The 23,577-nt window shown below is 68.0% G+C and carries 14 protein-coding genes; 9 read left to right on the forward strand and 5 right to left on the reverse strand.

Annotation, left to right across the window (positions count from 1 at the left end):
• Nucleotides 1-7: 7 nt before the first annotated feature.
• Nucleotides 8-9,076, reverse strand: a complete 9,069-nt coding sequence (locus ACLB9X_RS29850) for a DNRLRE domain-containing protein (RefSeq protein WP_410363543.1) — start codon at nucleotides 9,074-9,076, stop codon at nucleotides 8-10.
• Nucleotides 9,077-9,395: 319 nt separating this feature from the next.
• Here ACLB9X_RS29850 and ACLB9X_RS29855 point away from each other — a divergent pair, with 319 nt between their 5' ends.
• Complete coding sequence (locus tag ACLB9X_RS29855) at nucleotides 9,396-10,361, forward strand: GAF domain-containing protein (RefSeq protein WP_410363544.1); 966 nt, start codon at nucleotides 9,396-9,398, stop codon at nucleotides 10,359-10,361.
• A gap of 1,014 nt (nucleotides 10,362-11,375) precedes the next feature.
• Here ACLB9X_RS29855 and ACLB9X_RS29860 read toward each other — a convergent pair.
• Complete coding sequence (locus ACLB9X_RS29860) at nucleotides 11,376-13,160, reverse strand: sigma-54-dependent Fis family transcriptional regulator (RefSeq protein WP_410363545.1); 1,785 nt, start codon at nucleotides 13,158-13,160, stop codon at nucleotides 11,376-11,378.
• Between the two features lie 179 nt (nucleotides 13,161-13,339).
• Here ACLB9X_RS29860 and ACLB9X_RS29865 point away from each other — a divergent pair, with 179 nt between their 5' ends.
• From ACLB9X_RS29865 to ACLB9X_RS29890, 6 genes are all read left to right on the forward strand, one after another.
• Nucleotides 13,340-14,365 carry an NAD(P)-dependent alcohol dehydrogenase gene (locus ACLB9X_RS29865; protein ID WP_410363546.1) on the forward strand — a complete coding sequence of 342 codons (1,026 nt, stop codon included), beginning with the start codon at nucleotides 13,340-13,342 and terminating at the stop codon, nucleotides 14,363-14,365.
• 19 nt (nucleotides 14,366-14,384) lie between these two features.
• The gene (locus tag ACLB9X_RS29870) at nucleotides 14,385-15,980 is read left to right on the forward strand and encodes an extracellular solute-binding protein (protein WP_410363547.1); all 1,596 of its coding nucleotides are present in this window, start codon (nucleotides 14,385-14,387) and stop codon (nucleotides 15,978-15,980) included.
• Between the two features lie 80 nt (nucleotides 15,981-16,060).
• Nucleotides 16,061-16,939, forward strand: coding sequence for a carbohydrate ABC transporter permease (locus ACLB9X_RS29875; RefSeq protein WP_410363548.1), 879 nt, complete (start codon nucleotides 16,061-16,063; stop codon nucleotides 16,937-16,939).
• Nucleotides 16,936-17,781, forward strand: coding sequence for a carbohydrate ABC transporter permease (locus ACLB9X_RS29880; protein WP_410363550.1), 846 nt, complete (start codon nucleotides 16,936-16,938; stop codon nucleotides 17,779-17,781). Before ACLB9X_RS29875 ends, ACLB9X_RS29880 begins: the two co-directional genes overlap by 4 nt.
• Nucleotides 17,778-18,881 (forward strand): ABC transporter ATP-binding protein, encoded by a 1,104-nt coding sequence (locus tag ACLB9X_RS29885; protein WP_410363552.1) that lies wholly within the window; start codon nucleotides 17,778-17,780, stop codon nucleotides 18,879-18,881. Before ACLB9X_RS29880 ends, ACLB9X_RS29885 begins: the two co-directional genes overlap by 4 nt.
• 1 nt (nucleotide 18,882) lies before the next feature.
• Nucleotides 18,883-19,962 carry an ABC transporter ATP-binding protein gene (locus ACLB9X_RS29890; protein ID WP_410363553.1) on the forward strand — a complete coding sequence of 360 codons (1,080 nt, stop codon included), beginning with the start codon at nucleotides 18,883-18,885 and terminating at the stop codon, nucleotides 19,960-19,962.
• 316 nt (nucleotides 19,963-20,278) lie between these two features.
• Here ACLB9X_RS29890 and ACLB9X_RS29895 read toward each other — a convergent pair whose 3' ends face one another.
• The gene (locus ACLB9X_RS29895) at nucleotides 20,279-20,497 is read right to left on the reverse strand and encodes a hypothetical protein (protein WP_410363554.1); all 219 of its coding nucleotides are present in this window, start codon (nucleotides 20,495-20,497) and stop codon (nucleotides 20,279-20,281) included.
• A gap of 294 nt (nucleotides 20,498-20,791) precedes the next feature.
• On the opposite strand from ACLB9X_RS29895, the gene ACLB9X_RS29900 reads away from it, so the two are divergent.
• Nucleotides 20,792-21,250 carry a Rieske (2Fe-2S) protein gene (locus ACLB9X_RS29900; RefSeq protein ID WP_410363555.1) on the forward strand — a complete coding sequence of 153 codons (459 nt, stop codon included), beginning with the start codon at nucleotides 20,792-20,794 and terminating at the stop codon, nucleotides 21,248-21,250.
• Between the two features lie 95 nt (nucleotides 21,251-21,345).
• Here ACLB9X_RS29900 and ACLB9X_RS29905 read toward each other — a convergent pair whose 3' ends face one another.
• On the reverse strand, nucleotides 21,346-21,996 hold the full coding sequence (locus ACLB9X_RS29905) for a cysteine hydrolase family protein (protein WP_410363556.1): 651 nt from the start codon (nucleotides 21,994-21,996) through the stop codon (nucleotides 21,346-21,348).
• 159 nt (nucleotides 21,997-22,155) lie between these two features.
• Here ACLB9X_RS29905 and ACLB9X_RS29910 point away from each other — a divergent pair, with 159 nt between their 5' ends.
• Nucleotides 22,156-22,623 carry a pyridoxamine 5'-phosphate oxidase family protein gene (locus tag ACLB9X_RS29910; protein WP_410363557.1) on the forward strand — a complete coding sequence of 156 codons (468 nt, stop codon included), beginning with the start codon at nucleotides 22,156-22,158 and terminating at the stop codon, nucleotides 22,621-22,623.
• Here ACLB9X_RS29910 and ACLB9X_RS29915 read toward each other — a convergent pair.
• Nucleotides 22,612-23,514 (reverse strand): LysR family transcriptional regulator, encoded by a 903-nt coding sequence (locus ACLB9X_RS29915; protein WP_410363558.1) that lies wholly within the window; start codon nucleotides 23,512-23,514, stop codon nucleotides 22,612-22,614. The two genes, ACLB9X_RS29910 and ACLB9X_RS29915, sit on opposite strands and share 12 nt — an antisense overlap.
• Nucleotides 23,515-23,577 lie beyond the last annotated feature (63 nt).

A 23,577-nucleotide genomic window follows, 5' to 3' on the forward strand; every position in this document is an offset into this window, starting at 1 on the left:
GACATCCCTACCATTCGATCTTGATCTTGATGGGCGTGTAGTCGTCCAGACTCCTGATCTGCTGCCAGATCTGCTGCGTGCCTATGTGCTGGTTGGTGAACCTGTCCAGCATCTTGAGGTTAGCAGCGGTGTCCGGGCCGCCGAGCTGGAGCTCGTGGATGTGGTCCGGGTCCATGCGGTTCAGGATCCGGTCCTTGAGCTTGTCGGCGAACTGCGGATTTGTCGATCCGTACTGGTCGTAGACCCTACGGATGAGGTCACCCTTGTAGTTCTTGGTGACCTGCTTGTTGCGTGCCACCGGGTTCGGGGCCTTGAACAGCTTCCCCTCGTCGCTGAGTTTCTGCAGCGCCGCCGCCTTCTTGGCGAACTCGGTGCGCGACATCCCCTCGACGTACTTGACCGTGACCTCGACGGGCTCACAGTTCGCGTTGTGTACGAGAAGGGTCTGACCACCGGCGACCACGTAGTACGTGTGGACGCCTTCGACGGTGAGGTTGTGGACCCGTTCGGTCCGCCGCTCGGTGTCGACAGCGGTGATCTGGATCCAGGTGCCGCTGGAACTGCGCAGCATCTGTCCGGGCTCGAGATCCCGGGCTTCCGCCCAGCGGCCCACGTCGGGCAGCCAGTAGGTGTGCGCGTCGGTCGAGGTGATCTCCGCGGTTCGATCCCCGTCACGACCGTCGACGTCGACGGTGAGCGTCACGAGGTTCTTGGCGCCCTTGCTGTTGAAGGTGTCGAGAACCGCACGGCCACGGCTGTTGTCCGACTCGACGTCGGTCGCGAAGACCTGGTCGCCCTCCCGAAGGTCCTCGATCGCCTTGGTCGAACCGTCGGCGAGGACGACCTGGGTGCCGGGCACGAAGCTGTTGGTGCACTTCGGTGCTTCCGGCTCCTTCTTGGGTGCGGGTGCGCTGGGCGTCTCCGCATCGGTCTTCTTGCCGGTCGACGCGGCGTCCGTGACCGTCTCGGCCTTGTCCGCGGCCTTCTTGGTGTCACCGGCGCTGTCGATCGCGTCGAGACCCTTCTTGGCGTACTTGCCCGCCTTGACGGCCGTGGCTCCGTAGCCGATCAGCGGAATGGCCGAGGACATCGACAGTGCGGCGTCGGCGTAGTTGCCCTCTGCCGCGTACCAGATGCCGTTGGCGACGTCCGCGACCTCGCCGACGACCGGGATCAGGCCGACCACGTCGAGGGCCGCGTGTCCGATGTCGGAGAGGGACAGCCCGAAGAGGTGTCCGTCGAGTTCGACGAAGGTGATCGGGTTGCCGCCGGCGAACGCGTAGCGGTTGCCGGTGAACGGGTCGGTGGCCAGCGACATGTCGGCCAGGGCGCCGCTGTACGAGTCCCGGGTCAGGAAGCGGTTCAGGCCCGGGTCGTAGTTGCGGAAGCCCATGTCGTACGTGCCCGACGCGTTGTCCCAGCGTGAGGAGTTGAAGCGGAAGGCGTTGTACGACTCCTTGTCGGGATTGGCGGAGTCGGGTTTGTCGGCACCGGTGAACTGCGAGTCGTCGTCCGAGCCGTAGGCGGTGTAGCCGTATGTGGCCCGGGTGTTGCCGTCCTCCTTCGTGATGGCCTCGACGTCACCGCGCGGGCTGGTGACGTATTGCGAGTACTCCTTGGAGCCGTCGTCCTTGTGCTTGATCTGTGTGGACCGCTGGCCCGACGGCAGGTACTGGTAGGACTTGTCGGCCTTGCCGTTCAGCTCCTCACGCAGGACCTGGTTGTCGATGCCGAGGTAGGTGAAGGCGGTGGTCTTGGACTCGGCGCCGGCAGTCGTCTGGGAGACGGTCCGGTCGAACGGGTCGTAGACGTAGGTGGTGGTGACGGCGGAGGCTCCCGAGCCCGCCCGTGTCTTGGCGGTCCGGTCGAAGCCGTCGTAGTAGTACTTCTGCGACGTCTCGCCGCCGATGGTGACGGTGTCCAGCCGGCCGAGGGGGTCGTAGTTGTACGTGGACGACACTCCGTCCGCCGAGGCGGACATCAACCGGTTACGGTCGTAACGCTGCGTCGTCGTGATGCCGTCGAGGGTCTGCTCGACAATGTTGCTGTTGCGGTCGTAGGTGTACTTTTCGGTGGCCGGACCGTCGCCGGTCTTGGCCACCTGCTTGATGCGGTCCTGCGGGTCGTACTCGAAGGCATAGGTGCTGTTGATGTACGCCGCGCTGTTGTCGGCGTTCATCAGCTTCAGGACGTCCTTGGAGCGGTGCCCGTTCTCCGTGTACTCGAGGTCGTGCTGGGACACGACCGTCTCGTCGGACTTCTTCTCGACGGACCGCTTGACCGACCCGTCGAGGTAGTAGGTCATGTCGAGCGTGTTGCCGTTCGGCTTGGTCTGCTTGAGCAGTTGCCCGCGCTGGGTATACGTGAGCGAGGTGATCTGCTGGTTGCCTGCCGTCGGCGAGTCCGCGTTGGTGACCTTGGAGACCAGGTCCCGCGGGTCGTACTCAATCTGCGACCAGGTCAGGTCGTGGGTCGAAGTGACCGGGTTGCCGTTCTCGTTGTACGTGAGCGCGGTGGTGTTCTGGACCGCGCCCGCCTTCACCTCCTCGACCTTGGCGATCCGGTTGAGACCGTCGTACGCGATCCGGTACGTGTCGATCTTCGCGCCGGACGAGTTGTCCTTGACCTCGACCATGCCGCCGTTGGCGTCGTACTTGTAGGCGAAGTCCTTCTTCTCGTTGTCGGTCTCCCCCTCGGTGGAGCGGACCAGCTTCACCGTGTCCGCGAGAACGGTGCCGTTCGCCCGGTCGGTGACGCTCACCTTCTGCGGGCCGTCCTCGACGAAGGAGTAGCTGCCCAGGGAGATCCAGGTGCCGCTGTCCTTGGTCTGGTCGACGGTCCTGGTCGCGCTGCCACCGCTGTGATCGACGGTGAACGTGGCGTCGCTCGCCGCTCCGGTCATCTTCGGGTGGCGGACGAAGACCTCGTACGTCCCGTTCTGCGGGATGTTCAGCTGCCAGGCGAACACGGCCGTACCGGCGCCCGCCGGATGGGAGTAGGTGTCGTAGCCGTGTTGCTGCTCGGCCTGGGTGCGGGACCAGTTGCCCTGGATCGCGGTGTTGTTGAAGTCGGAGCTGTCGACCAGGACGACCTGCTGGCCCACCGGGACGCCGTCGTCGGAGCGGGCACTCTGGTTGCCCGACTGGTAGAAGTCCCAGGTCATCGTGCGCTGCTGGGACCCGCCGGCTGAGGTCAGGGTGTTCTTGGTCTGCTGGCCGAGCTCGTTGTAGCCGTAGGCCGTGGTGATGTCCCACGGGTCCTTCGAGCTCTTGGTCCAACCGTTGTCGTAGTAGGTGAAATCGGTGACGTTGCGGACCGACTGGCCGTCCGAGGGCGGTGCGGAGACCGAGCTCAGATTGCCCACGGAGTCGTAGTCGTAGAACGTGACGTCGGGCGTCGAGTAGCGGGCGTCGTCCTTGTCGAAGGGCGAGCGCTCCTCCTTCACCCGGTTCAGTTCGTCGTAGACGGTCTCCGAGGTGTAGTCGGTGGTGTCGTCGGTGGTGGCGACGCCCCGCGGAGTGATCGTCTTCGTCCGGTTGCCGACCTGGTCGTACTCGTACTTCGTGGTCCGGTAGGTGATCGTGCCGGAGGCGTCCTTGCTGAACGGCGCCTTGGACTCGATCAGAGCACCACGTTCGTCATAGGTGGCCAGCGCCTCGTTGCCCTCGGCGTCCGTCTGGCCGACGCGCAGACCGTCGCGGTCGTAACGGATCGAGGTGGAGGCGCCGATCGCGTCGACGCTCCGGATCACTCGGTGGTTCAGGTCGTAGGTGACCGCGGTGGTGAAGTCGTCGGGGTCCGCGGTCGCGTTCTTGCGCGCGTCGACGACCTTGACGACGTTGCCGACGCTGTCGTACTCCGTGGTGACCCTGCCGCCTGCGGCGTCGCGCGCTTCGATTTGCTGGTAGATCGCGTCGTAGGCGTGTGTCGTGGTGTAGTCGCCCTCGGCCGGGGTCTCGTTGCCCTTCGGCTCGGTGATGGTCAGGACGTTGCCGACCTTGTCGTAGGTCGTCGTTGTCCTGCGGGCGGGGTCGGTGGCCAGATCGCCCGGCATGTTCGACTCGACCAGCTGGTCGGCCTTGTCGTACACCGAGGTCGTGACGGCCCCGTTCGGGGCGATCGCCTTCGTGATGTTGTCGTTGGCGTCGTAGACCGGCGCCGGGGTGACGATGAAGTCACCTGCCGCCTGGTCCTTGGGCTCCTTCTTCTCCAGCGGCCGGCTGAAGGCGTCGTAGGTCTGGGTGACCTCGGCGCCCTTGGCGTTGGTGACCTTGAGGACGTTGCCGCGCTCGTCGTAGGCGAAGGCGGAGGTTCCGCCCGCGGCGTCGGTGATCTCGGCCGGGTAGCCGACCGGCTGGAAGCCGCTGTTGACGGTCGCGTTGCCGTTGGCGTCGATCGACCGGGTGACCTGGCCGTAGGTGTCGTACTCGGTCCGCGAGGTGTAGTCGCCCTCGGTGGCGGACGCCACGCCCTTCGGGTCGGTCACCGAGGTGAGGTTGCCGCGGGTGTCGTAGCCGAACTGCCAGGTGCGGCCCTCGGGGGACTTCTTCTGGAACAGGTCGGCGATGTGGCCGTCCAGCCCGGTGGAGTAGGTGAAGGTCTGGGCCTCGGTGCCGTTCTTATTGGCCTCGGCGTCCTTCTGCTCCAGCGGGTAGCCGGTCTTCGGGTCGTAGGCCCAGGTGGTCACCGCACCGTTGGCCTCTTCCAGGCGTGTGACGTTGTTATCCGCGTCCCAGGCCAGCTTTGTCGTCTCCGACTTGGCGTTGGTGATGGTGTTCGGGCGGCCGTAGCCGTCCAGGGACTGGGTCGTGGTGTGGTTCTCGGCATCCGTCACCTTGGTCTCGATGAACGAGCCCGCAGTGGCGTCCGGGTCGCGGTAGACGTAGCCGGTGGTGCCGCCGAGACGGTCGGTGATGGTCTGGGTGTTCCAGTGGAACTTCGGGTCGTCACCCTCGCTCGGGTAGTAGTAGTCCAGCGAGGTGGCGTTGCCGCGCGGGTCGGTGACCTTGACCAGCTTGGCGTTCTTGTTGCCCTGCTCGGCGTCGTAGACGAAGCCGAACACCTTCGGCTGGGACGAGCCCGCGCCGTCGGTGAGCTGGGTCAGCAGGCCCTTGTCCGAGTACTCGAAGGCGACCTTGCGGCCCGAGATGTCGGTCATCGACTTGACGTGGTCGATGATCTTCGGGCTGCTGGTGTCGGCCTTGGTGTAGTACTCGACGGTCAGGCTCTGCCGCCCGGCCGGGTCGGTGGTGTACCGCAGGAACTTGACCGGCTTGTTGTTGGACTTGCGCTCTTCGTAGGTGTAGGTCTGCGTGTTGCCGTTCTTGTCGGTGATCGACGTGAGGTAGCCGTCGCAGTCGAAGAAGAACTGCGTGCGGTCCGGACGGGTCAGCGACCAGGCCTTCGGGTCGCCGTCCTTGTTCGGGGTGCAGTCCACGCCCTCGCCCTGCCGCAGCAGGTAGTGGACGCCGGCCGGGGCCTTCCACGTCCCGTCGTCCTGCTTGCGGAAGGTGTGCTCGGTGCCGTCGCCGTCGGGCAGCGTCACCTCGGTCGGGTGCGGGTTGGGGTGGAAGTCCAGGCCCGTGCCGAGCCGCACCGGCATCGCGAGCTGAGCAGACCAGCCGTGGCCGAGGACGGTGTCGGAGGTGTCCTGGGAGTTGTACGCGAAGCGCGCGAACGTGGTCAGGCCGCGGCCCGGGTTGGAGAAGGCGTTGTACTGCCAGACCGTGTTGCCCGCGTACAGGTTCGTCATCATGGACGACCCGGCGCCGGTGTTCTTGCCCGCGTACGAGTAGAACTTCTCCAGGCCGAGCTGGTTGGACGTCGGGTCCTCGACGCGGACGTTCTGGGCCAGCGGCGCGATGGACTCCGTCGCCGACAGCCAGGTGCCCGCCGTCACGTTGCGCAGGTCCCACTTGAGGACGTAGTCGAGGCGCTTGTTGCCCGAGTCCGAGTTGATGGGCGCCTGCAGCAGGGCCTTGACGTTGGCCGACTGGCCGGGCAGCAGGTCCTCCCGCAGCGGCGTGAAGTGCTGGTTGCCGCCGGTGGTGGCGTCCGTGCCGTCGGGCAGCGACCAGGTGTACGACAGGGCCTGGTCGGCCGCCTTCCAGACGCTGGTGGTGGTGTTGGTGACGGTGACGTCGACGGTGTACTGGTCACCGGGGGTCATCCGGGACGGAGTGTAGGGCGAGAAGTACGTCGAGTCCGTGGACTTGGCGAGGTAGGTGACGACGAGCTGCGGGCGCAGCTGCGGCTCCTCCGCCTCCGAGGAGAGGAAGATCGTCCGCTCCTGCGGTCCGGTCGAGGACTCGTCGCTCAGCCTGACCGCGAGGCCCTTGTCGGACGCCGGGTCGCTCACCCAGGACTGGGCGAGCGAGGTGACGTTCCAGGACTGGCGGGCCGGGTCGTTGGTGACGGTGCCGACGGTGTCCGCGACGGCCGGGTCCATGTCACCGCCGGGGGTGGTCCACGCCGTGGTGGCGTCCGCCTTGTTCCACGAGGCGGTGGCCTCGTCGAAGGCCCGGTTCAGGGCGTGCACCTCGTAGACGGCGCCGGAGCTGCCGGTGGTGGTCGTGGTGCCCCACAGGTCCAGCTGGGCGTCGATGACGCGGGAGGCGGACGGCACCTGGCTGAGCGCCGGGAACTTCAGCAGCGCCCGGGTCGTGCCGTACGTGGAGGAGTTGTTGCCCACGGACAGCCACGGCCGGTCGATCCCGGAGTCGGAGATGGTGTCGTGACCGGTGGAGGGCTGGGTGGTGGACAGCGTGGTGTCGGCGGCGTCCGACTGAAGGACCAGTGTGGTGCGGCCCGCCTTGGGCAGCTTCACGATCCGTGTCGGGGCCGGGACGACCTGGCCGTCCTTGGTCTTGACGGCGACCATGTAGTAGAAGACGTTCCCGAACGCGTCCGCCGAGTCGGCCGGGGTCGGCGTCGCGGTGGTGTCGGTGTACGAGGTGGTGCCTTCCGGGAGCGGCGCGATCAGCGTCTGCGGTGACGGCGTGAACGTCTGGAAGACGCTGCGGTGCACCTGGTACTCGGCGATGTCGTCGCGGTCGCTGACCGGGTCCAGGTCCTGGTACGCGTCCCAGTTCAGCTCGGCCCCGGTGGCGTGGATCACCTCGGGAGCGTGCAGCGTGGTGCCGGGGCGTCCCCAGGTGAGCTGCAGCTTCGGGTAGTTGGCGACCTCGCCCTTGTAGGCGTACTCGGCCGCCTCGTAACGCGGCCCGCCCTTGGGCGCGCCCGCGCTCTCGTCGCCGGCCTTGACGACGAAGCCGTGGTTGGTGTGCGTGCCGTCGATCCAGGACTGGACGGTCTTGGTGACGGGGAAGCTGTGCCAGGTGTTGGACTCGCCCGGCTTCTTGGTGACGACGCCGCCCTTGGTGAAGCGCACGGCGTCGGCCAGCACGGCGGTCGAGCTGGACGCGGGGCCGTCGCCGAGGACGACCTTGCCGGCCGTGCCCGCCTTGAACGGGTGGGTGCCCAGCGTCTTCCACACGCCGCCGCTGCCGGCCCGCTGGTCGACGCTGTACGTCTTGCTGCCGCCGCTGTAGGTGACGGTGTACGGGGCGTTCGTGGCGCGGTCGGAGGCCGGCACGTAGTGCGCCTCGACCTGGTAGTCGCCGTCCTCGGGGAGGTTCGGCTGCCACGTGTAGGTGTCGCCCGGGATGATGTCCTTGTTGTAGAGGTAGTCCTGGTTGACCGCGTACTGCGTGAAGGCGGTGTTGCCGGACGCGGGCCAGGAGCCCTGCGCGGCGGTGGTCCCGCTGTCGCGGTCGTCGACCAGGACCGAGGTGCCGGACAGCTCACCGGTGATACCGGAGGCGTTGTTCCACGTCGCGGTGGTCTCGTCCCAGGCCGCGGTGGCGCGGTGCGCCTCGAGCCTGACCTCGCTGTCGCCGGTGGTGTGGGTCTGGTCGTAGTACAGCTTGAGGTCGGCCGAGTCCAGCTTCGTACCGGCGGGCACGGCCCCCAGCGGGAACCGCAGCAGGGCGCGGGACGAGCCGCTGCTGGTGTTGCCCACCGACAGGCGCCAGTTGCCGTCGTAGTTCGACGCCGGGCCGTCGGAGCTGATCATCACGTCCTGGGACTGCGTGGACGTGGGCGCGATGGAGATGGTCGGGTCGACGACGACGGGGTAGCGCCGCTCGGGCGCCCCCAGCCACGCGGCGTCGGGCCGCAGGGTGAGCGTGTACGAGGTGCCCTTGCCGCTCAGCTTCTGCGTGACCCGGTCCGTGCCGGACACCCCGTACGGCGACTCGCCGTCCTTCTTGGCGTCCGTCATGAAGGGGGCTGGGATGACCAGCGCGGGGCGGGTGGGGCCGGAGCTCTCGCTGTAGAGGGCGATGGAGCCGCCCTTGCGACGCTCGGCCTTGAGGCCGCCGGTGGTGAGGGTGAACTCGTAGGACGGCGCCGTGGTGGGCGCCGAGTTGAGGACGATGCCCTCCTTCACCGTGCCGTTGCCGACCGTGTAGGTGAGGTCGGTGCCGGCGCCGAGGGCGTCCTTGTAGGTGACGGTAGAGCCGTCCCACTCCGGCTTCAGGCTGCCGGTGGCACCCTTGATGCCGATGGCGGCCCAGTGGCCCTCGTCCAGCTCGAAGCGGACGAGCTCGCCGGGGCGCTCACCGAAGTAGGTGCGTGCGACGTTGGTGGTGTTGGCCAGGGTGAAGCCCTTGCGGTCCGCCGGCTTCACCGTGGGGTCGATGGGGCTCCACTTCTTGCCCGCGGCATAATGCGTGGGCACGGCGGAGACCTCGGACTGGACGCGCCCGTCGGACAGTTGCCAGTAGCGGGCGCTGGGGGTGCGCCGGTCGGTGAGCTCCTTGACCCGCTTGGCGGCGGGGGCGGCCTTGCCCTTGGGCAGCCGCTCGTTGCTGGGGACTGCGGTGTCGGGCAGTTCGGGTGGTGCGGCGGGCTCCGGTTTGTCGTCGTCCAGGCCGAGGAAGTCCTTCAGCCCGCTGACGAACCCGGTTCCGCCGCCGCCGGACGGCACGGCGAACGCCGGTTGCGGCATGCCGGTCACGGCAACCGCGACGACGCAGCTGATCACCAGCGTGCGTCGTATTCGTCTCCTGTACATTCCCTCTCCTCGCTCAACGGAGGCTTTTCGGAGGGCAGTTGTAACTGTCTTCAACTTGACGGTGTCAAGCGTTGAGACATTTGGGGCGGGACCGTCGAAGCGAGCATCACCGCAGGTCAGTGCCGCTCCGGCCGGGCGGAACGGCGGTGCGGGCGGCGGGAACGCGGCCGGGGTGACCGAAAGGCGGCACGGATGGCCGGAAGACGGCTCGCGCGGCACCGGCGGTCGCCGCCGAAACCGTGCGCACGGGGTGGTGCGCTGCGCCCCGTCACGGCGGAGAATTGGGCGGTCGTCCCCCGATCCGCGACAGGGGAAGAACATGTCACAGCGCAGTGACCTCCGACGGCGCCGGGCCGCCCTGGAGGACGAGTGGTCCCGCTGGGTGCCCCGGCTGCGGGCGGCCCGGCGGTATCCGGGCGGTGGCGACGCCCTGCGGCCCGAGGTCACCGAATCGTGGGTGCGCTCGCTGAGCAGTGTCGATCCCGGCCGGGACAGCGCCCCGGTGTCCGACGGGGCCGCGGTGCACAGCCGTTGGGCCGGCTCGCCGCTGCGCCGGCCGGTCGGCGATCTCGGGGACGAGCTGCGCAGCATCGCCGAGGACGCCGGGTTCGTGACAGCGGTGACCGACGAGTGCGGCACCATCCTGTGGACCTGCGGCGGGCGGACCATGCAGCGCCGCGCCGAACAGGTGAACTTCGCCCCCGGCGGCCGCTGGGACGAGCAGGCCATGGGCACCAACGCCCTGTCGCTCGCCCTGCGGACCGGCCGTCCGAGCACCGTGTTCTCCGCCGAGCACCTGGTGACGGCGCTGCACGGCTGGGTCTGCTACTGCGCGCCGATCCACGACCCCGGCGGGCAGGTCCTCGGCGTACTCGACCTGTCGACCACCTGGGACCGTTCGCATCCGCTGGCCATGTCCACCGTGCGGACACTGGTGTCGACGATCGAGGCCCGGCTACGGGCCGGCACCACGGCCCCGGGCCGCACGGTGCGGCTGCGGCTGCCTGGGGACGCAGGAGGCCGTGCTGGACGGCGAACCACTGGCCTTGCGGCCGCGTCAGCTGGAGATCTTGACGCTGCTGGCCCTGGAGCCGGACGGCTTCTCGCCGGAACGGCTGCGCGAGGCGCTGTACGGGGACCGGCCGGTGACGGTCTCCACGTTCAAGGCGGAGATCTCGCACCTGCGGCACGCCCTGTCCGGCGGCATCGCCACCCGCCGGTACGCCCTCACCACGCCGGTCGCCTGCGACGCCGTCGACCTGATGCGGGCGCTCGAGAGCGGTGACACGGCCGCCGCGCTGCGCCACTACCGCGGCCCGCTGCTCCCGCGGTCCGAGGCGCCGGGAATCGCCGAGTGGCGGGCCCGGCTGGAGGTCGCCGTACGGGAGGCGGTCCTCGCCAGCGCCCGCCCGGAGCACGCGCTGCGCTACGGCGAACGGGCACCGTACGACACCGAGGTGCACGAGCACGCGCTGCGCCTGCTGGGCGCGGGCGATGCACGCCGGGCGCTGGCGGCGGGGCCTTTTGGTCAGAGCGAAAACGCTCGGCGTCATGAGCGAACACACCTACGCTCAAGGGTGGAAAGCATTGTCCGTTCGAGGGTGGAGAAAAGTAGAGCCTGGTCCCCTGGGAAATCCAGAGGCTCCTGTACTCCTACAACGCGCACTAGAACTCATGGAAACAACGGGCATCTCCTTCGCCGATTTCATCAATCGTTCCGGTCTTCCGGAAGCCGACGTTCGAACCCTTCTCAGTCGGGATATCCGCGAACGGCCCCGCGTGGGATGCCCGCGATGTCGACGAAGTCGACCGTCGCCGGGAGGGTCCGCTGCGAGGTTCTGACCTACCTCACCGGTCACTCAGTACCCGAGGTCGTAGAGGCCGAAGTGGTGGTCGTCCCGGCGCCGACGTAGTTCGACGAGCCCGACTGGGTCGTCGCTAAGACCTCGGCGCGCTTGCTTCGTCGGCTGGAAACGGTTGACCAGCGAGAGGATAACGCCATGCTGGACGTGCTGTAGAACGAGGAGACGCAAGGAGGCCCCAGGTAATTCGGAGCCCGGCCGTCAGAGCACCATCATCCCGTTCGTCTCGAAGAGCTGCTCCAAAGTACGGGAGAGGACGAAGTGGTGGCCCCCGCGGGGGGTGATCCGGTGAAGCACAGTCTGTACGCCAGATCGTCCATGCGCTGTCGTGCCTGCGACGACCAAGCCATCGGCCGGGAGGCGGGGTCCGTCCAGAGCAACAGCAGGCCGCCTCTTCACCTGGACGTGATCACCTGGTCACTCGCCCGCAGCAGCAGCTAGGTGAGGCTCGACGGGACGATCCCGTAACGGCGCATCTTGCGGTACATGGTGGCGCGGGAGATGCCGAGGTCCTGCGCGGTGCGCTGGACGTTGGAGTTGCGCTCCATCAGGCCACGCAGAATGGCATCCCGTTCCAGCGCTTCGATGGTGGTCAGGACCTTGTGGGACGACACCCGGCATTCCGGCGGGAGATCGTCCACGTGGATCGTCCCGGCCAAGGGGCGCCGTGCGAGGCCGCGGATCACCGACTCCAGCTGCCGGACATTCTCCGGCCAGGGGCAGCGCTCCAGCATGGCCAGTGCCTCCGGGGAGCATCTGCTCTCCCCGCCTGGCCGATATTTGAGCAGGAAGAACCGAACCAGGTGCTCGATGTCGCCATAGCGATGACGCAGGGGCGGCACCTCCACCGAGGCGCCACACAAACGGTCGAGCTCGTCGTCGGGCGTGACCATGGACGGTTGGCTGGTCATGATCAGTTGGCCGCGGGCGGTCCCGTCGGGGTGCGCCAGCAAACTTGTCAGCCGCCGGCGCAGCTGATCGCCCAGCAGGTGGACGTCGCGCAGTACGACCACCGTCGACGGCCTGGCCCGCAGCTCGCGGACATCGCGCAGCCAGTGCTCGGTGGCGTGCGGCGCCTCCGACAGCGGCGCTTCCACCATCTCGAGCCGGCGCCCGGCACTGTGGGCCCGGTGGACGGCATGGACCAGCGTCCGCTTGCCGGCACCTGCCTCGCCCACGAGATGAAGCCAGGATCCGGCGACGAATGCCGCCTCGGTTTCGGCGACCGCGCGCAGCCACTGCGGGGAGGAGCCCACCAGCCCCAGGCCCGGTCGTCCGGGGCCGGTGGAAAGGACCGGTCCGGGCTGGGGGCGCCCGATGACCCGGACCCGGAAGACGGCGCCCGCGTCGCTGTCCTCGCGCCGGCTTCGGCTGACCCGCAGCTCGGCGACTCGTCCGGAGGGGAGGGCGATACTCCGTGCCCCTTCGAACCGGACATCGGCGGCGATCTCCCGCGCGTGGTCGAGCAGCGCGTAGTGATCCGGTCCTGTCACGGCTGATCTGAACTGCTCGTTCATCATGACGACTTCACGATTGAGGGCCAGGACGGGTCCAGGGCGCACGGAGGAGCAGGCGTCCATGTAGTCCTGGAACAGGGCCCGCTCCCGTCGCGAGCTGATTGCGGCGATCTCATTTTCGATCTGGCCCGCGACGGAGCGGGCCAGGGCCATGAGCATCCCGGCGGAGCCCTGACGAAGCGTGGTCAGGTTGAAGGCTCCCAGCAGCGTGCGCCGGACAGGATGCAGGATCGGCACGGCCGCGCAGTGGAAGTCCCGCAGTTCCTCGACGTAGTGCTGGCTGCCGGCGATCATGACCGGACGGCCGCTGGCCAGCGCGGTCCCGATGCCGTTGGTGCCCACATAGCGCTCGGCGAACACGTGGCCCGGGGCCAGTTGCACTCGGTTGAGCCGCGTCGTCAGACCCTCGTGGGAAAGCTTGCGGGACAGCACCACGCCGTCCCGGTCCGTGATCATCGTGGACACCGGGTCGTCGGCGAGCTGCTCGTGCAGCCTGTTCACGATCGGCAGCGCCGCCCTGGCGAGCGGGCTGTCCAGATTGGGATTCTCGAGGTAGGGAGCCTCGATGCAGCTCGGCTTCACCTCGTACTCGATCGAGCGCTGCCATGAAGCGACCACGAGAGGGCGGGCGCTCTCATCCTTGGTGACTTCCAGATACAGCTCTCTGGCTGCTGTCAGTGAACTGCCAGGTTGACGTCGGGGCATTTAACACTTCCGAATCACGCGCGTCATCCCTCGATGGACTGATTGGAACAGCTCGATGACGCCGCGCCTATGGCGTGTATCACATTGAGACATCCGCGGACCGTTTCTGAGACATCGGCCTGCGAACAGCGGCCTGTGTAATCGGCGCACCGTCCACCCGCCGATTCGCAGGGAGCGCCATGAAAGCCGTGCAGGTCATCGAGTACGACGAGCCGCCAGTCCTCGTGGATGTGCCGGACCCGCAGATCACCGGTCCGCTGGATGTGATCGTGAAGGTGGGAGGTGCGGGGGTCTGCCGCACCGATCTCCATATCCTCGAAGGACAGTGGGCCGCCAAGAGCGGGGTTGTCCTGCCGTACACCATCGGCCATGAGAACGCCGGCTGGGTGCAGGAGGTGGGACAGGCCGTCACCAACGTCAAGGTCGGCGACCCGGTCATCCTGCACCCGCTCGTGACCTGCGGGCTGTGCCGGGCCTGCCGGGCCGGCGACGACGTGCACTGCATGAGCTCGGCCTTCCCGGGGATCGACACCAACGGCGGCTATGCCGAGTACCTGAAGACCACCGCCCGCTCGGTCGTGGCACTCGACCCGTCCCTCGAGCCGGCCTCGGTGGCCGCGCTGGCCGATGCCGGGCTCACGGCGTACCACGCCGTCGCCAAGGCGGCCCGGATCCTGCGACCGGGTGACAGGGCCGTGGTGATCGGCGCCGGAGGTCTCGGGCACATCGGCATTCAGGTGCTCCGGGCTCTGTCTCCGGTCGAGATCATCGTGATCGACCGGAGCGCGGATGCACTCGCGCTCGCCAAGGAGCTGGGGGCCGAGCACACGCTGATCGCCGACGGCAGTGAGACCGAGCGCGTACGGGAGCTCACCGGAGGGCACGGGGCGGAGGCGGTTCTGGACTTCGTCGGCGAGGGGGGTGCCGTCGAGACGGGCGTGGCCTGCCTGCGCCGTAACGGCAACTACTACGTGATCGGTTACGGCGGCCGGCTCGACGTTCCGACGATCGATGTCATCTCCACCGAGATCAACTTCATCGGCAACCTCGTCGGCTCCTACAACGACCTGTCCGAGCTGATGGTGCTGGCGGCCCAGGGCAAGGTCGGCCTGCACACCCAGCGGTACCCCCTGGCGTCTTTCCAGGACGCCCTCGACGACCTGTCCGCCGGTGCCGTACGCGGCAGAGCGATCTTGATTCCCTGACCGTCGAAGGAGCACTCCCATGCGCAAGAGTTCGTACAAGGGCGTGGTCGCCGCCGCGATCGCCGTGGCCCTCTCCGCCACCGCCTGCACCGGCCAGGGTCCGGTGGAGAACAAGCCCGACAAGCCCGCGATGTTCAAGCCGGGTTCGGAGATCAGCTACCAGGCGTACAGCAAGTCGTACCCGGCGACGAAGGTCAAGGACGTCCCCGGGCCGTGCAGCTATGAGTCCATCAGCCGCAAGGACTACTCCGGACAGACACTGAAGATCATCAGCCACGCCGTCCCCGTCATCGGCGAGCCGACTCAGCTGCACGCCCGGCAGTTCGAGGAGATCACCGGAGCGAAGGTGCAGGTGGTCAACGTCCCCTTCGGGGAGCTGCACCAGAAGATCCTCACGCCCCTGCAGGCGGGTCAGCCGGCGTACGACGTCATGTTCTACCCCTCCCTGTGGATCGGTGACATGGCCCCCTATCTGGCCCCTGTGCCGAAGAAGTATCTGGACACTCCCGGCATGAAGGACGTCACCAAGGCCTACATGGACGTGGCGACCTGGGACGGGAAGGTCGTGCAGTACCCCGTGGACGGTGACAGGCACTATCTCAAGGTCCGGACGGATGTCCTCGAGGACCCGAAGCAGCAGGCGGCGTACAAGGCGGCCACGGGCAAGGACCTCCGGACTCCCAGGACGTGGGCCGAATACCAGGAGGTCGCCGCGTTCTTCAGCGGCAAGGACGTCGACGGTGACGGCAAGCCGAACTTCGGCAGTGCCGAGGTGACCAAGCGTGACGACCTGACATTCTCGGCGTTCATCAGCCGTGCGGCGCCGTACGTCAGGCACCCGGATGTCGAGGGTGGCCTCTTCTTCGACGTCGACACGATGAAACCGCTGATCAACACGCCCGGTTTCGTACGCGCCCTCGAGGACATGGTGAAGGCCAAGTCGACCTGGGCACCGGGGGGCGCCAACTTCGGTCTGGGGGACGAAATCCTGTCCTTCGGCGGTGGCCAGAGCGTGATGTCCTATTCGTGGGACGACGCCTTCATCCAGGGGCAGCAGCCGGACGGCAGGATCCGCAACAAGATCAAGGCGGCGGAGTTGCCGGGCTCCGAGGAGGTCTACAACCGCACCACGAAGAAGTGGGACAAGAAGCCCAACCAGGCTCCCTACTTCACCTGGGGCTGGACCTCGGCGGTGGCCAAGGGCGCGCGCAACCAGAACATGGCCTTCGACTACCTGTGTTTCTTCAGCAACGAGGCCAACACCGCTCTGGACCTGACCATCGGTCGTTTCGGTGTCAATCCCTACCGCACCGCGCACTTCAGCGCGGAATTCTGGGAGCAGCAGGGCTGGGACAAGGACGTCGCCGAGTCGTACGTCGAGACGCTCTCCGGGATGGAGTCGAGCATCAACCGCGTCTTCGACCTGCGCGTACCGGGTGTCAACGGGTACATGTCCGCACTGGCCGACGGCGTCGCCGCGGCTCTCGCGGGCCAGAAGTCTCCGCAGCGCGCGCTGGACGACGTGGCCGCCGAGTGGGACACCATCACCGGCCAGATCGGCAAGGACAAGGTGCAGAGCGCCTATCGACACGTGGTCGCACTCGAGGACAACTGACCTGATCGCGGGGCGCCCCGGGTGGCCGGCCGAGCCGGTCGGCCACCCGGGGGCGCCCGCCCACTTCCACAAGGACAACCATGGAAGCTCTGCGCCGGCACAAGAGCATGTTCCTCCTCCCAGGACTGCTCACGCTCGCACTCATCATCATCTTTCCGCTTCTGTTCACCATTCGTGTCAGCTTTTCCGGCTGGAACGTGAGCAACCCTCAGATGGACTTCATCGGAGGTGCCAACTACACCACGATGCTGCAGGACGGCCGATTCTGGGCCGCGATCATGCGCCTGGTCCTGCTGGCGGGCGGCACAGTCCTGATCCAGTACGTGATCGGATTCGGGATGGCCCTGCTCGTCTGGCGTGAGACACGCGGCCGTCGTCTGTGGCGGGTGTTGTTCCTCGTTCCCATGATGACCACTCCCGTGGTGATGGCCGCCATCTGGCAGATGATCTTCCACGAGTCGCTGGGGCCGGTGAACGATCTGCTCGGGATGCTCGGCCTGACCGAGGTTCCCTGGCTCACCGAGTCCGGTCCGGCGCTGGTTGCGCTGATGACCGTCGAGGTGTGGCAGTGGACCCCGTTCATGTTCCTCCTGCTGCTGGCCGGCCTGTTGAGCCTGCCCAAGGAACCGTTCATGGCCGCGGCCATCGACGGGGCGGACGCTTGGCGCACCTTCCGGAAGGTGACCTTCCCGCTCATGGCGCCGGTGTCGGTCGCGGCGATCATCATCCGGCTGATCGAGGCCTCCAAGCTTTCCGACAGCGTGTACGTGCTGACCTCCGGAGGGCCGGGCTCCGCCACGGAGACGCCGGGCTACTACCTCTACATCCAGGGGCTCAGGGATCAGCAGACCGGGTACAGCGGGGCGATGTCCCTGACCTATCTGGTCCTGATGATCGTCACGCTCACGGTTGTCGCCGCCCTGCTCGCCAGAGCCTTCAAGCTGAAGGGTGACTCATGAGGTCGCGCCTTTATCCCGTATTCAAGTACACCGTGATCGCCTTCTGGGCCTGCTTCGTCGCGGGGCCGTTCCTCTGGGCCATGACGACCAGTTTCAAGGACGTCAACGGCGTCCAGGGCGGCGCCACTTACCTGCCATGGCTGCAGTACGAACCCACCGTCACCGGGTGGCGCAACATCTTCGGCGGAGCCGGGGGTGTGGATGTGATGCAGCCCTTCGTCAACAGCGCCATCGTCACCGTCGCCGCCTCGGCCATCAGCCTCGTCCTCGGGTCCCTGGCCGCCTACGCGTTGTCCCGATACCGCTTCAAGTTCGGCTTCGTCAAGAACAGCGACATCATCTTCTTCTTCGTGTCACAGCGGATCATGCCGCCCGTCGTCCTGGTGATCCCGTTCTTCTACCTGCTCCAGTGGACGGGCCTGCTGGACACCATCCTTGGCCTGGTCATCGTGACGGTTGCCCTGCTGCTGCCGATCGCGGTCTGGGTGATGGTCGACTTCTTCAACGGCATTCCGCGTGAGATCGACGAGATGGCCATGCTCGACGGCTGCGGCCCGTTCCAGACCTTCATGCGTGCGATCCTGCCGAATTCCCTGCCAGGACTGACCGTGGCCGCGATGTTCTGTGTCGTGTTCGGCTGGAACGACTTCTTCTTCGCCTTCCGGCTCACCTTCACCGAGGTCCAGACCCTGCCCCAGGCGGTCGTCGCCCTCAACTCGTCCATCCCGCCCTGGTGGACGCTGTCCGCCGCCGCCCTCTTCGGCGTGACGCCGCTGGTTCTTCTCGCGCTCCGGGTCGAGCGCTATCTGTCCAAAGGCAACCTCTCGGGAGCGGTCCGATGAAGCTGAGCACCATTGATCTGAGCGCCACCGATCTGTGCCTGACCGTCGACGGCGTCGATCATCTCAAGGAGGTGACCGCGGTCTTTCGGCCGGGACGGCTCCACACCGTCATCGGCCGGACGATGGCGGGAAAGACCACGCTGCTGCGGGTACTGGCCGGTCTGCAGGCGGTCGACTCCGGCTCCCTGACCAGGGAGGGAGCCGACTTCCTGAAGACTCCGGTCTGGCGACGCGACACCGCCATGGTCTACCAGCAGTTCATCAACTACCCACATCTCAACGTGTTCGACAACGTCGCCTTCCCGCTCAAGCGGGCGGGACTGTCACGCGACGAGATCCGGCGGCGTGTCAGGGAGAGCCTGGCACGTGTCGGCCTTGCCGACTTCGAGCGGCGCAAGCCGTCTCAGCTCTCCGGCGGCCAGCAGCAGCGAGTTGCGCTGGCGCGGGCGCTCGCCCGCGCCACGGGCATCCTCCTGCTCGACGAGCCGCTGGCCAACCTGGACTACAAGCTGCGTGAACAGTTGCGGGACGAGTTCAAGACCCTCTTCTCGGACCAGGGCGACACCATAGTGATCTACACGACCACCGAGCCCGCCGAGGCGATGATGCTCGGTGACGTGGTGCTGGTCATGCACGAGGGACGGATCCTCCAGATCGGCCCGCCGCAGGAGGTCTTCGAGCGCCCGGCGACGACCACGGTGGCGTCCATCATCAACGACCCGCCCATGAACATCTTCACGGGCCGCATCGAGAGCGGTCAGGTCACGGTGGCCGGCTTCCAGGCCACGCATGTGTCCGCGCATCTCGCCGATCTGCCCGACGGCGCCTACCAGTTCGGCCTGCGCGCAACCGACGTCGGCCTGGCCTCCGCCGGCGTCGAGGGGGAAGTCACCTTCGTCGAGATCTCCGGGTCGGAGACGTTTGTCCACGCGGCCGTCTCCGAGACCCCGTTCGTCATACAGATCGAGGGCATCCATGACGTCGCTCTCGGTGATCTGGTGAAGCTGCGACTGCGCCCCGAGCGACTGTTCGCATTCGACGAGCAGGGAACGCTCGTGCGGACACCTTCATACGATCTCGCTTCAGTGGAAGGGCGTTGACATGACGCAGTTGGACATCATCGATGTCGGGCACAGCTACACGCACGGGGACAAGGAAGGGCAGTGGGCTCTCAAGCCACTGGCGCTGACCTTCGAGGCCGGCAAGACCTACGCACTGGTCGGGCCGTCGGGCTGCGGCAAGACCACGCTGCTGAACATCCTGTCCGGGCTGGTCAGGCCGACACAGGGGCAAGTGCTCTTCGACGGCGCGGACGTCACTGCACTGCCGACCAAGGCGCGCAACATCGCCCAGGTGTTCCAGTTTCCCGTCATCTACCAGTCGATGACGGTGTACGAGAACCTGGCCTTCCCCCTGCAGTGCCGCCGGTGGGACCAGGCGAGGATCGATGCCAAGGTCCATCAGGTCGCCGAGGCTCTGGACCTGGACGACCGGCTCAGGCAGCCTGCCCGGCAGCTCACCGCCGACGACAAGCAGCTCATCTCGCTCGGCCGTGGTCTCGTCCGTGATGACGTGGCCGCCGTGCTGATGGACGAACCGCTGACCGTCATCGATCCTCAGCTGAAGCACTCGCTGCGGCGCAAGATCCGTGAGATCACGGAGCAGTTCCGGCCCACAGTCATCTACGTCACCCACGACCAGTACGAAGCAATGAGCATTGCGCAGGAAGTGCTGGTCATGAAGGACGGCCGAGCCATGCAGCAAGGCACCCCGGAGCAGCTGTTCGAAGCCCCCTCCTCGACGTACGTCGGCTACTTCATCGGATCACCGGCAATGAACTTCTTGACCGTGGACCGGGCACACGGGAACGTCACCCTTGGGAGTAGGGCCCTGGCCATGGCGTGGGACATTCCGGAGAGCACCACCGAGAGCCAGGTGGGAATCCGGCCCGAGTACGTCAAAGTCGTCACGGAACCCGGGCCCAATACGTTTCCCGCCAGGCTCCGGGGCGTCCGGGACCACGGGCCGCAGCGCGTGCTCGAGATGGAGGTGGCCGGTCAGCTCATCCGGGCGAAGGTGCCGCGGGAGGAAGGCATTCCGGCGATGGAGGAGTTCCTGGTGCATCTGCCACGCGCCAAGGCGCTCCCCTATGCGCACGGTCGCCTGGTACTCCAGTCGTAGATCCTACTGTTGCGGACGGCAGGTCCGTTCCCGTCGGGACGAAAGGACGCCCGTGCCCTCGACGGCTCCCACACCGGCCTGCATATCGCGTCACCGAAGCGGACGGTGGAAGCCGATCTCGGCTTCCACGCCGAGCCAGGTCTCAGGACGTCGTGCACGGTCGGCATGCAGACGTGTGGGGTCGGCTGTTGGTGTCAGAGATCGCATTCCGCGGCGCGGGCCCATCTCTCCAGGGTGCGCCTGGCCGCTGCTCAGAGCATGCCCAGTTCGCCGCCGGGACGGCGGAACCGGCACGCCTCGGTGCCACGACGGGTGATCAATCCTCTCGGGCGGCCCTCTTCACAGCCTGCTCCAGCTCGAACCTGTTCGCGCCTGTCGACGCCGCGTACTCGCTGATCGCGTTCTGCACCACAGCCGCCGCCTCCACCCACGGCCGCCAGGCTTCCGGGCTGTAGCCGGCCGCCATCGCCGCATCACGCGCCCGATTCGCCTCGCGCTGGAGTTCGATCAGGGATTTGGGGAGGTCCTCAGCCACGGCCGGATCGTACGATCGCGCCCGGCGCTGCTACGCCGGAGGGGCCGGGACACGCTGCGCAATCGCACGATCAGCTCGTTCGTGACGACTGCCTCGACCCGGGCCCCGGCGGCCAGAGCCGGAGGAGGCGCAGCACGGTGTGCGCCCGCATCGGAGCGTGACGTATGGCTGCACCGGGACCGCGCAGAGCGGTTGGTCGCGGCAATGTGGGAAAGGGCTGAACATCCACGGCAGGAGGTCCGTACTTCACTGCGAACCGGCCGGCAGAGGGCCGGCCGTGGAGAGGGAGCCAACATGACCGGATCGCAGGGGACCGCACGGACCGTGGCGCGGCGTACCGTCGTCGCCGCGGCGGGCGGCGCCGGTCTCGCCGTCGCCCTGACCGCCTGCGGCGGTTCGCAGGACTCGGCCGGGTCGGTGTCCGACCAGCCGGCCGACCAGAGCGGTGCGGCGACGGGCGGCTCGGGCGGCGGCTCGGTGGTCGCGCGGACCACCGAGATCCCGGAGGGCGGCGGCAAGGTCGTCGGGGACGTGGTGATCACGCAGCCCAAGGCGGGCGAGTTCAAGGCGTTCTCGTCCAAGTGCACGCATCAGGGCTGCGCGGTCAAGGACGTGGCGGACGGGGTCATCACGTGCCCCTGTCACAACAGCGCGTTCGACGCGTCGGACGGCAGCGTCAAGGCGGGTCCCGCGACCTCGCCGCTGCCCCCGGCACAGATCACCGTGGAGGGGGACTCCATCAAGCTCGCGTGACTCGGCCGGTTCCGGTGCACGGGGTCAGGCGCCGGAACGGCCCTCGGGGGTCACGCGTGGGAGGCGGCCGGGCCGGGCCCGGGGTGTGCGCGGGGTCAGGCGCGCAGAGTCCGGTGCGGCCGCTTCCAGCAGCCCAGCACAGTGTCGGTGGTCACGATCGTGGCCACCAGGGACAGCGTGTTGCGGATCATCGCGGGGGTGTACTCGGCGGGCACCCCCGCGATGGCGTCCGCCACCACGGCGACGGTGTAGCCGAGGTTGACGGCGTCGAAGACGGCGGCGGGGACGGCGACGTTCGCCGAGACGCCGGTGACGACCAGGGTGCGGCAGTCGAGGTTGCGCAGCAGCGGGTCGACCCCGGTGCCCGCCACGGGGGACAGACCGTGCAGCCTGCGGACGACGATGTCCTCGTCCGCCACGGCGATCGGCGCCGCGACGCGGACCGCGGCCGAGCCGCAGTGCTGCTGCACCGGGAGCCGGGCCGCGGCCCGGAACAGCCGGGCGTTGCCGTTCGCGCCGCGCCCGTCGCGCCGCCGCTCCGCGACGGCGTGCATCACCTGCACGTCCGCCTCGTGCGCCGCGTCCACCAGCCGCGCGATGTTGTGGAGCGCGCCGGAGGAGCGGGCCTGTGCGGCCAGTTCGGGCAGCGCTCCCCCGGCTCCGACGACACCCTCCTGGCACTCGACGGTGAGCAGCACGGTGGTGGCGGGATCCAGCTGGTCGGCGAGCTCTTCCCTGGACGCCATGGCGTGCCCTTCCTCGCTGTGCCGGGGGGCGCGAGGGTAGCCGCCCGTGCGCGAGACAGGAAGTGCCGCCGCCGCTGGGCAGGAAGTGCCGCCATTGCGCTGGGGTGGAAGTCCCGCCATGATTCTGACACACCGTCAGCACACGGGAGGGGCACGCCGATGGCCGTCACCCAGCGCCGCGGCCGGCGCATCATGATGACCCCCGAGGAGCTGGACGCCTTCCTCGCCGAGCGGCGCACCTGCCGGGTGGCCACCGTCTCCGCGGACGGCCGCCCGCATGTGAGCGCCCTGTGGTTCGCCTGGGACGGCACGTCGCTGTGGCTGTACTCGCTGACCCGCAGCCGCCGCTGGGCCGACCTGCGCCGCGACCCGCGCATGGCCGTGGTGGTCGACGACGGCGAGGAGTACGGGGAGCTCAGGGGCGTCGAGCTCGCGGGCACGGCCGTGTTCGTCGGGGAGGCCCCGCGCACGGGCGCGGACTGCCCCGAACTGCGGGTGCCCGAGGCGCTGTTCGCCCGCAGGAACTTCGGCCTGGTCGCGATGCCGCACGACGGCCGGCACGCCTGGCTGCGACTGACGCCCGACGCGGTCGCCTCCTGGGACTTCAGGAAGCTGTCAGCCCGCTGACACCGCGGCCGTGCGCAGCGCGTCCACGGCCGCCCGGATGGACGGCCTGCGGTCGGCGTCCGTGCGCCACACCGCGTACACATGGCGGCGCATCCGCTGGCGTACGGGGACGAGCGCCACGCCCTCGGGTACGGGCCCCCGGCCGAGCCGGGGCGCGACGCACACCCCGAGGCCGGCCGCGATCAGCGCCAGCTGGGTGTGGTGTTCGCCGGCGAGGTGCGCGATCCGGGGTTCGAAGCCCTTGGCGCGCAAGGTGAACACCAGCCAGTCGTGGCAGAACTCGCCCTCGGGCCAGGACACCCACTCGTCGTCCGCGAACTCCTCCAGGTCCACCTCCTCGCGGTCCGCGAGGGGGTGGCCGGCCGGCATGGCGACGTCGGGCACGTCGTCGAGCAGCCGGGCCTGGCTGAGCCCGCCGGGGACGGGCAGGCGCTTGTTGCTCCAGTCGAGGACCACCGCGAGATCGAGGTCACCGCGGATGACCGCCCGGATGCCCAGCTCGGGCTCCAGCTCGCGGGTCTGCACCCGCAGGTCGGGGTGGTCTCCGCGCAGCGCGGCGACGGCGGCGGGGAACAGGCCGCGGGCGGCCGTGGGGAACGCGCCGAGTCGCACCTCCCCCACGACCTGTCCGCGCTGCGCCTCGATGTCGGACTGGGCCAGCTCGACCTGGGAGAGGATGCGCGCGGCGTGGTCGGCGAGGAGCCGGCCGGCGTCGGTCAGGCGCACCCCCCGCCCGTTCTTGGCGAGAAGCTGCTGACCGACCTCCCGCTCCAGCTTCGCCATCTGCTGGGAGACGGCCGAGGTCGTCACGTGCAGTCCGTCGGCGGCCCCGCTCACGGAACCGTGCCGGGCGAGGGCGTCGAGGGTGCGCAGGCGCTCCAGGTTCAACATGTAAGTGATGCTAAGGGAACGGGTCCAACTTTTCTCGCTTGTCCTAAGAAAAGGGCTTCGGGA

Source organism: Streptomyces sp. 5K101, from assembly GCF_046506645.1.
Classification (GTDB): Bacteria; Actinomycetota; Actinomycetes; order Streptomycetales; family Streptomycetaceae; genus Streptomyces.

Excerpts from the sequence above, each read along its gene's own strand:
- ACLB9X_RS29915 (WP_410363558.1), bottom strand. The coding sequence starts at position 23,514 with ATGTTGAACCTGGAGCGCCTGCGCACCCTCGACGCCCTCGCCCGGCAC.
- ACLB9X_RS29855 (WP_410363544.1), top strand. The coding sequence starts at position 9,396 with ATGTCACAGCGCAGTGACCTCCGACGGCGCCGGGCCGCCCTGGAGGAC.
- ACLB9X_RS29885 (WP_410363552.1), top strand. The coding sequence starts at position 17,778 with ATGAAGCTGAGCACCATTGATCTGAGCGCCACCGATCTGTGCCTGACC.
- ACLB9X_RS29905 (WP_410363556.1), bottom strand. The coding sequence starts at position 21,996 with ATGGCGTCCAGGGAAGAGCTCGCCGACCAGCTGGATCCCGCCACCACC.
- ACLB9X_RS29880 (WP_410363550.1), top strand. The coding sequence starts at position 16,936 with ATGAGGTCGCGCCTTTATCCCGTATTCAAGTACACCGTGATCGCCTTC.
- ACLB9X_RS29865 (WP_410363546.1), top strand. The coding sequence starts at position 13,340 with ATGAAAGCCGTGCAGGTCATCGAGTACGACGAGCCGCCAGTCCTCGTG.
- ACLB9X_RS29850 (WP_410363543.1), bottom strand. The coding sequence starts at position 9,076 with ATGTACAGGAGACGAATACGACGCACGCTGGTGATCAGCTGCGTCGTC.
- ACLB9X_RS29910 (WP_410363557.1), top strand. The coding sequence starts at position 22,156 with ATGGCCGTCACCCAGCGCCGCGGCCGGCGCATCATGATGACCCCCGAG.
- ACLB9X_RS29860 (WP_410363545.1), bottom strand. The coding sequence starts at position 13,160 with ATGCCCCGACGTCAACCTGGCAGTTCACTGACAGCAGCCAGAGAGCTG.
- ACLB9X_RS29875 (WP_410363548.1), top strand. The coding sequence starts at position 16,061 with ATGGAAGCTCTGCGCCGGCACAAGAGCATGTTCCTCCTCCCAGGACTG.
- ACLB9X_RS29900 (WP_410363555.1), top strand. The coding sequence starts at position 20,792 with ATGACCGGATCGCAGGGGACCGCACGGACCGTGGCGCGGCGTACCGTC.
- ACLB9X_RS29870 (WP_410363547.1), top strand. The coding sequence starts at position 14,385 with ATGCGCAAGAGTTCGTACAAGGGCGTGGTCGCCGCCGCGATCGCCGTG.
- ACLB9X_RS29890 (WP_410363553.1), top strand. The coding sequence starts at position 18,883 with ATGACGCAGTTGGACATCATCGATGTCGGGCACAGCTACACGCACGGG.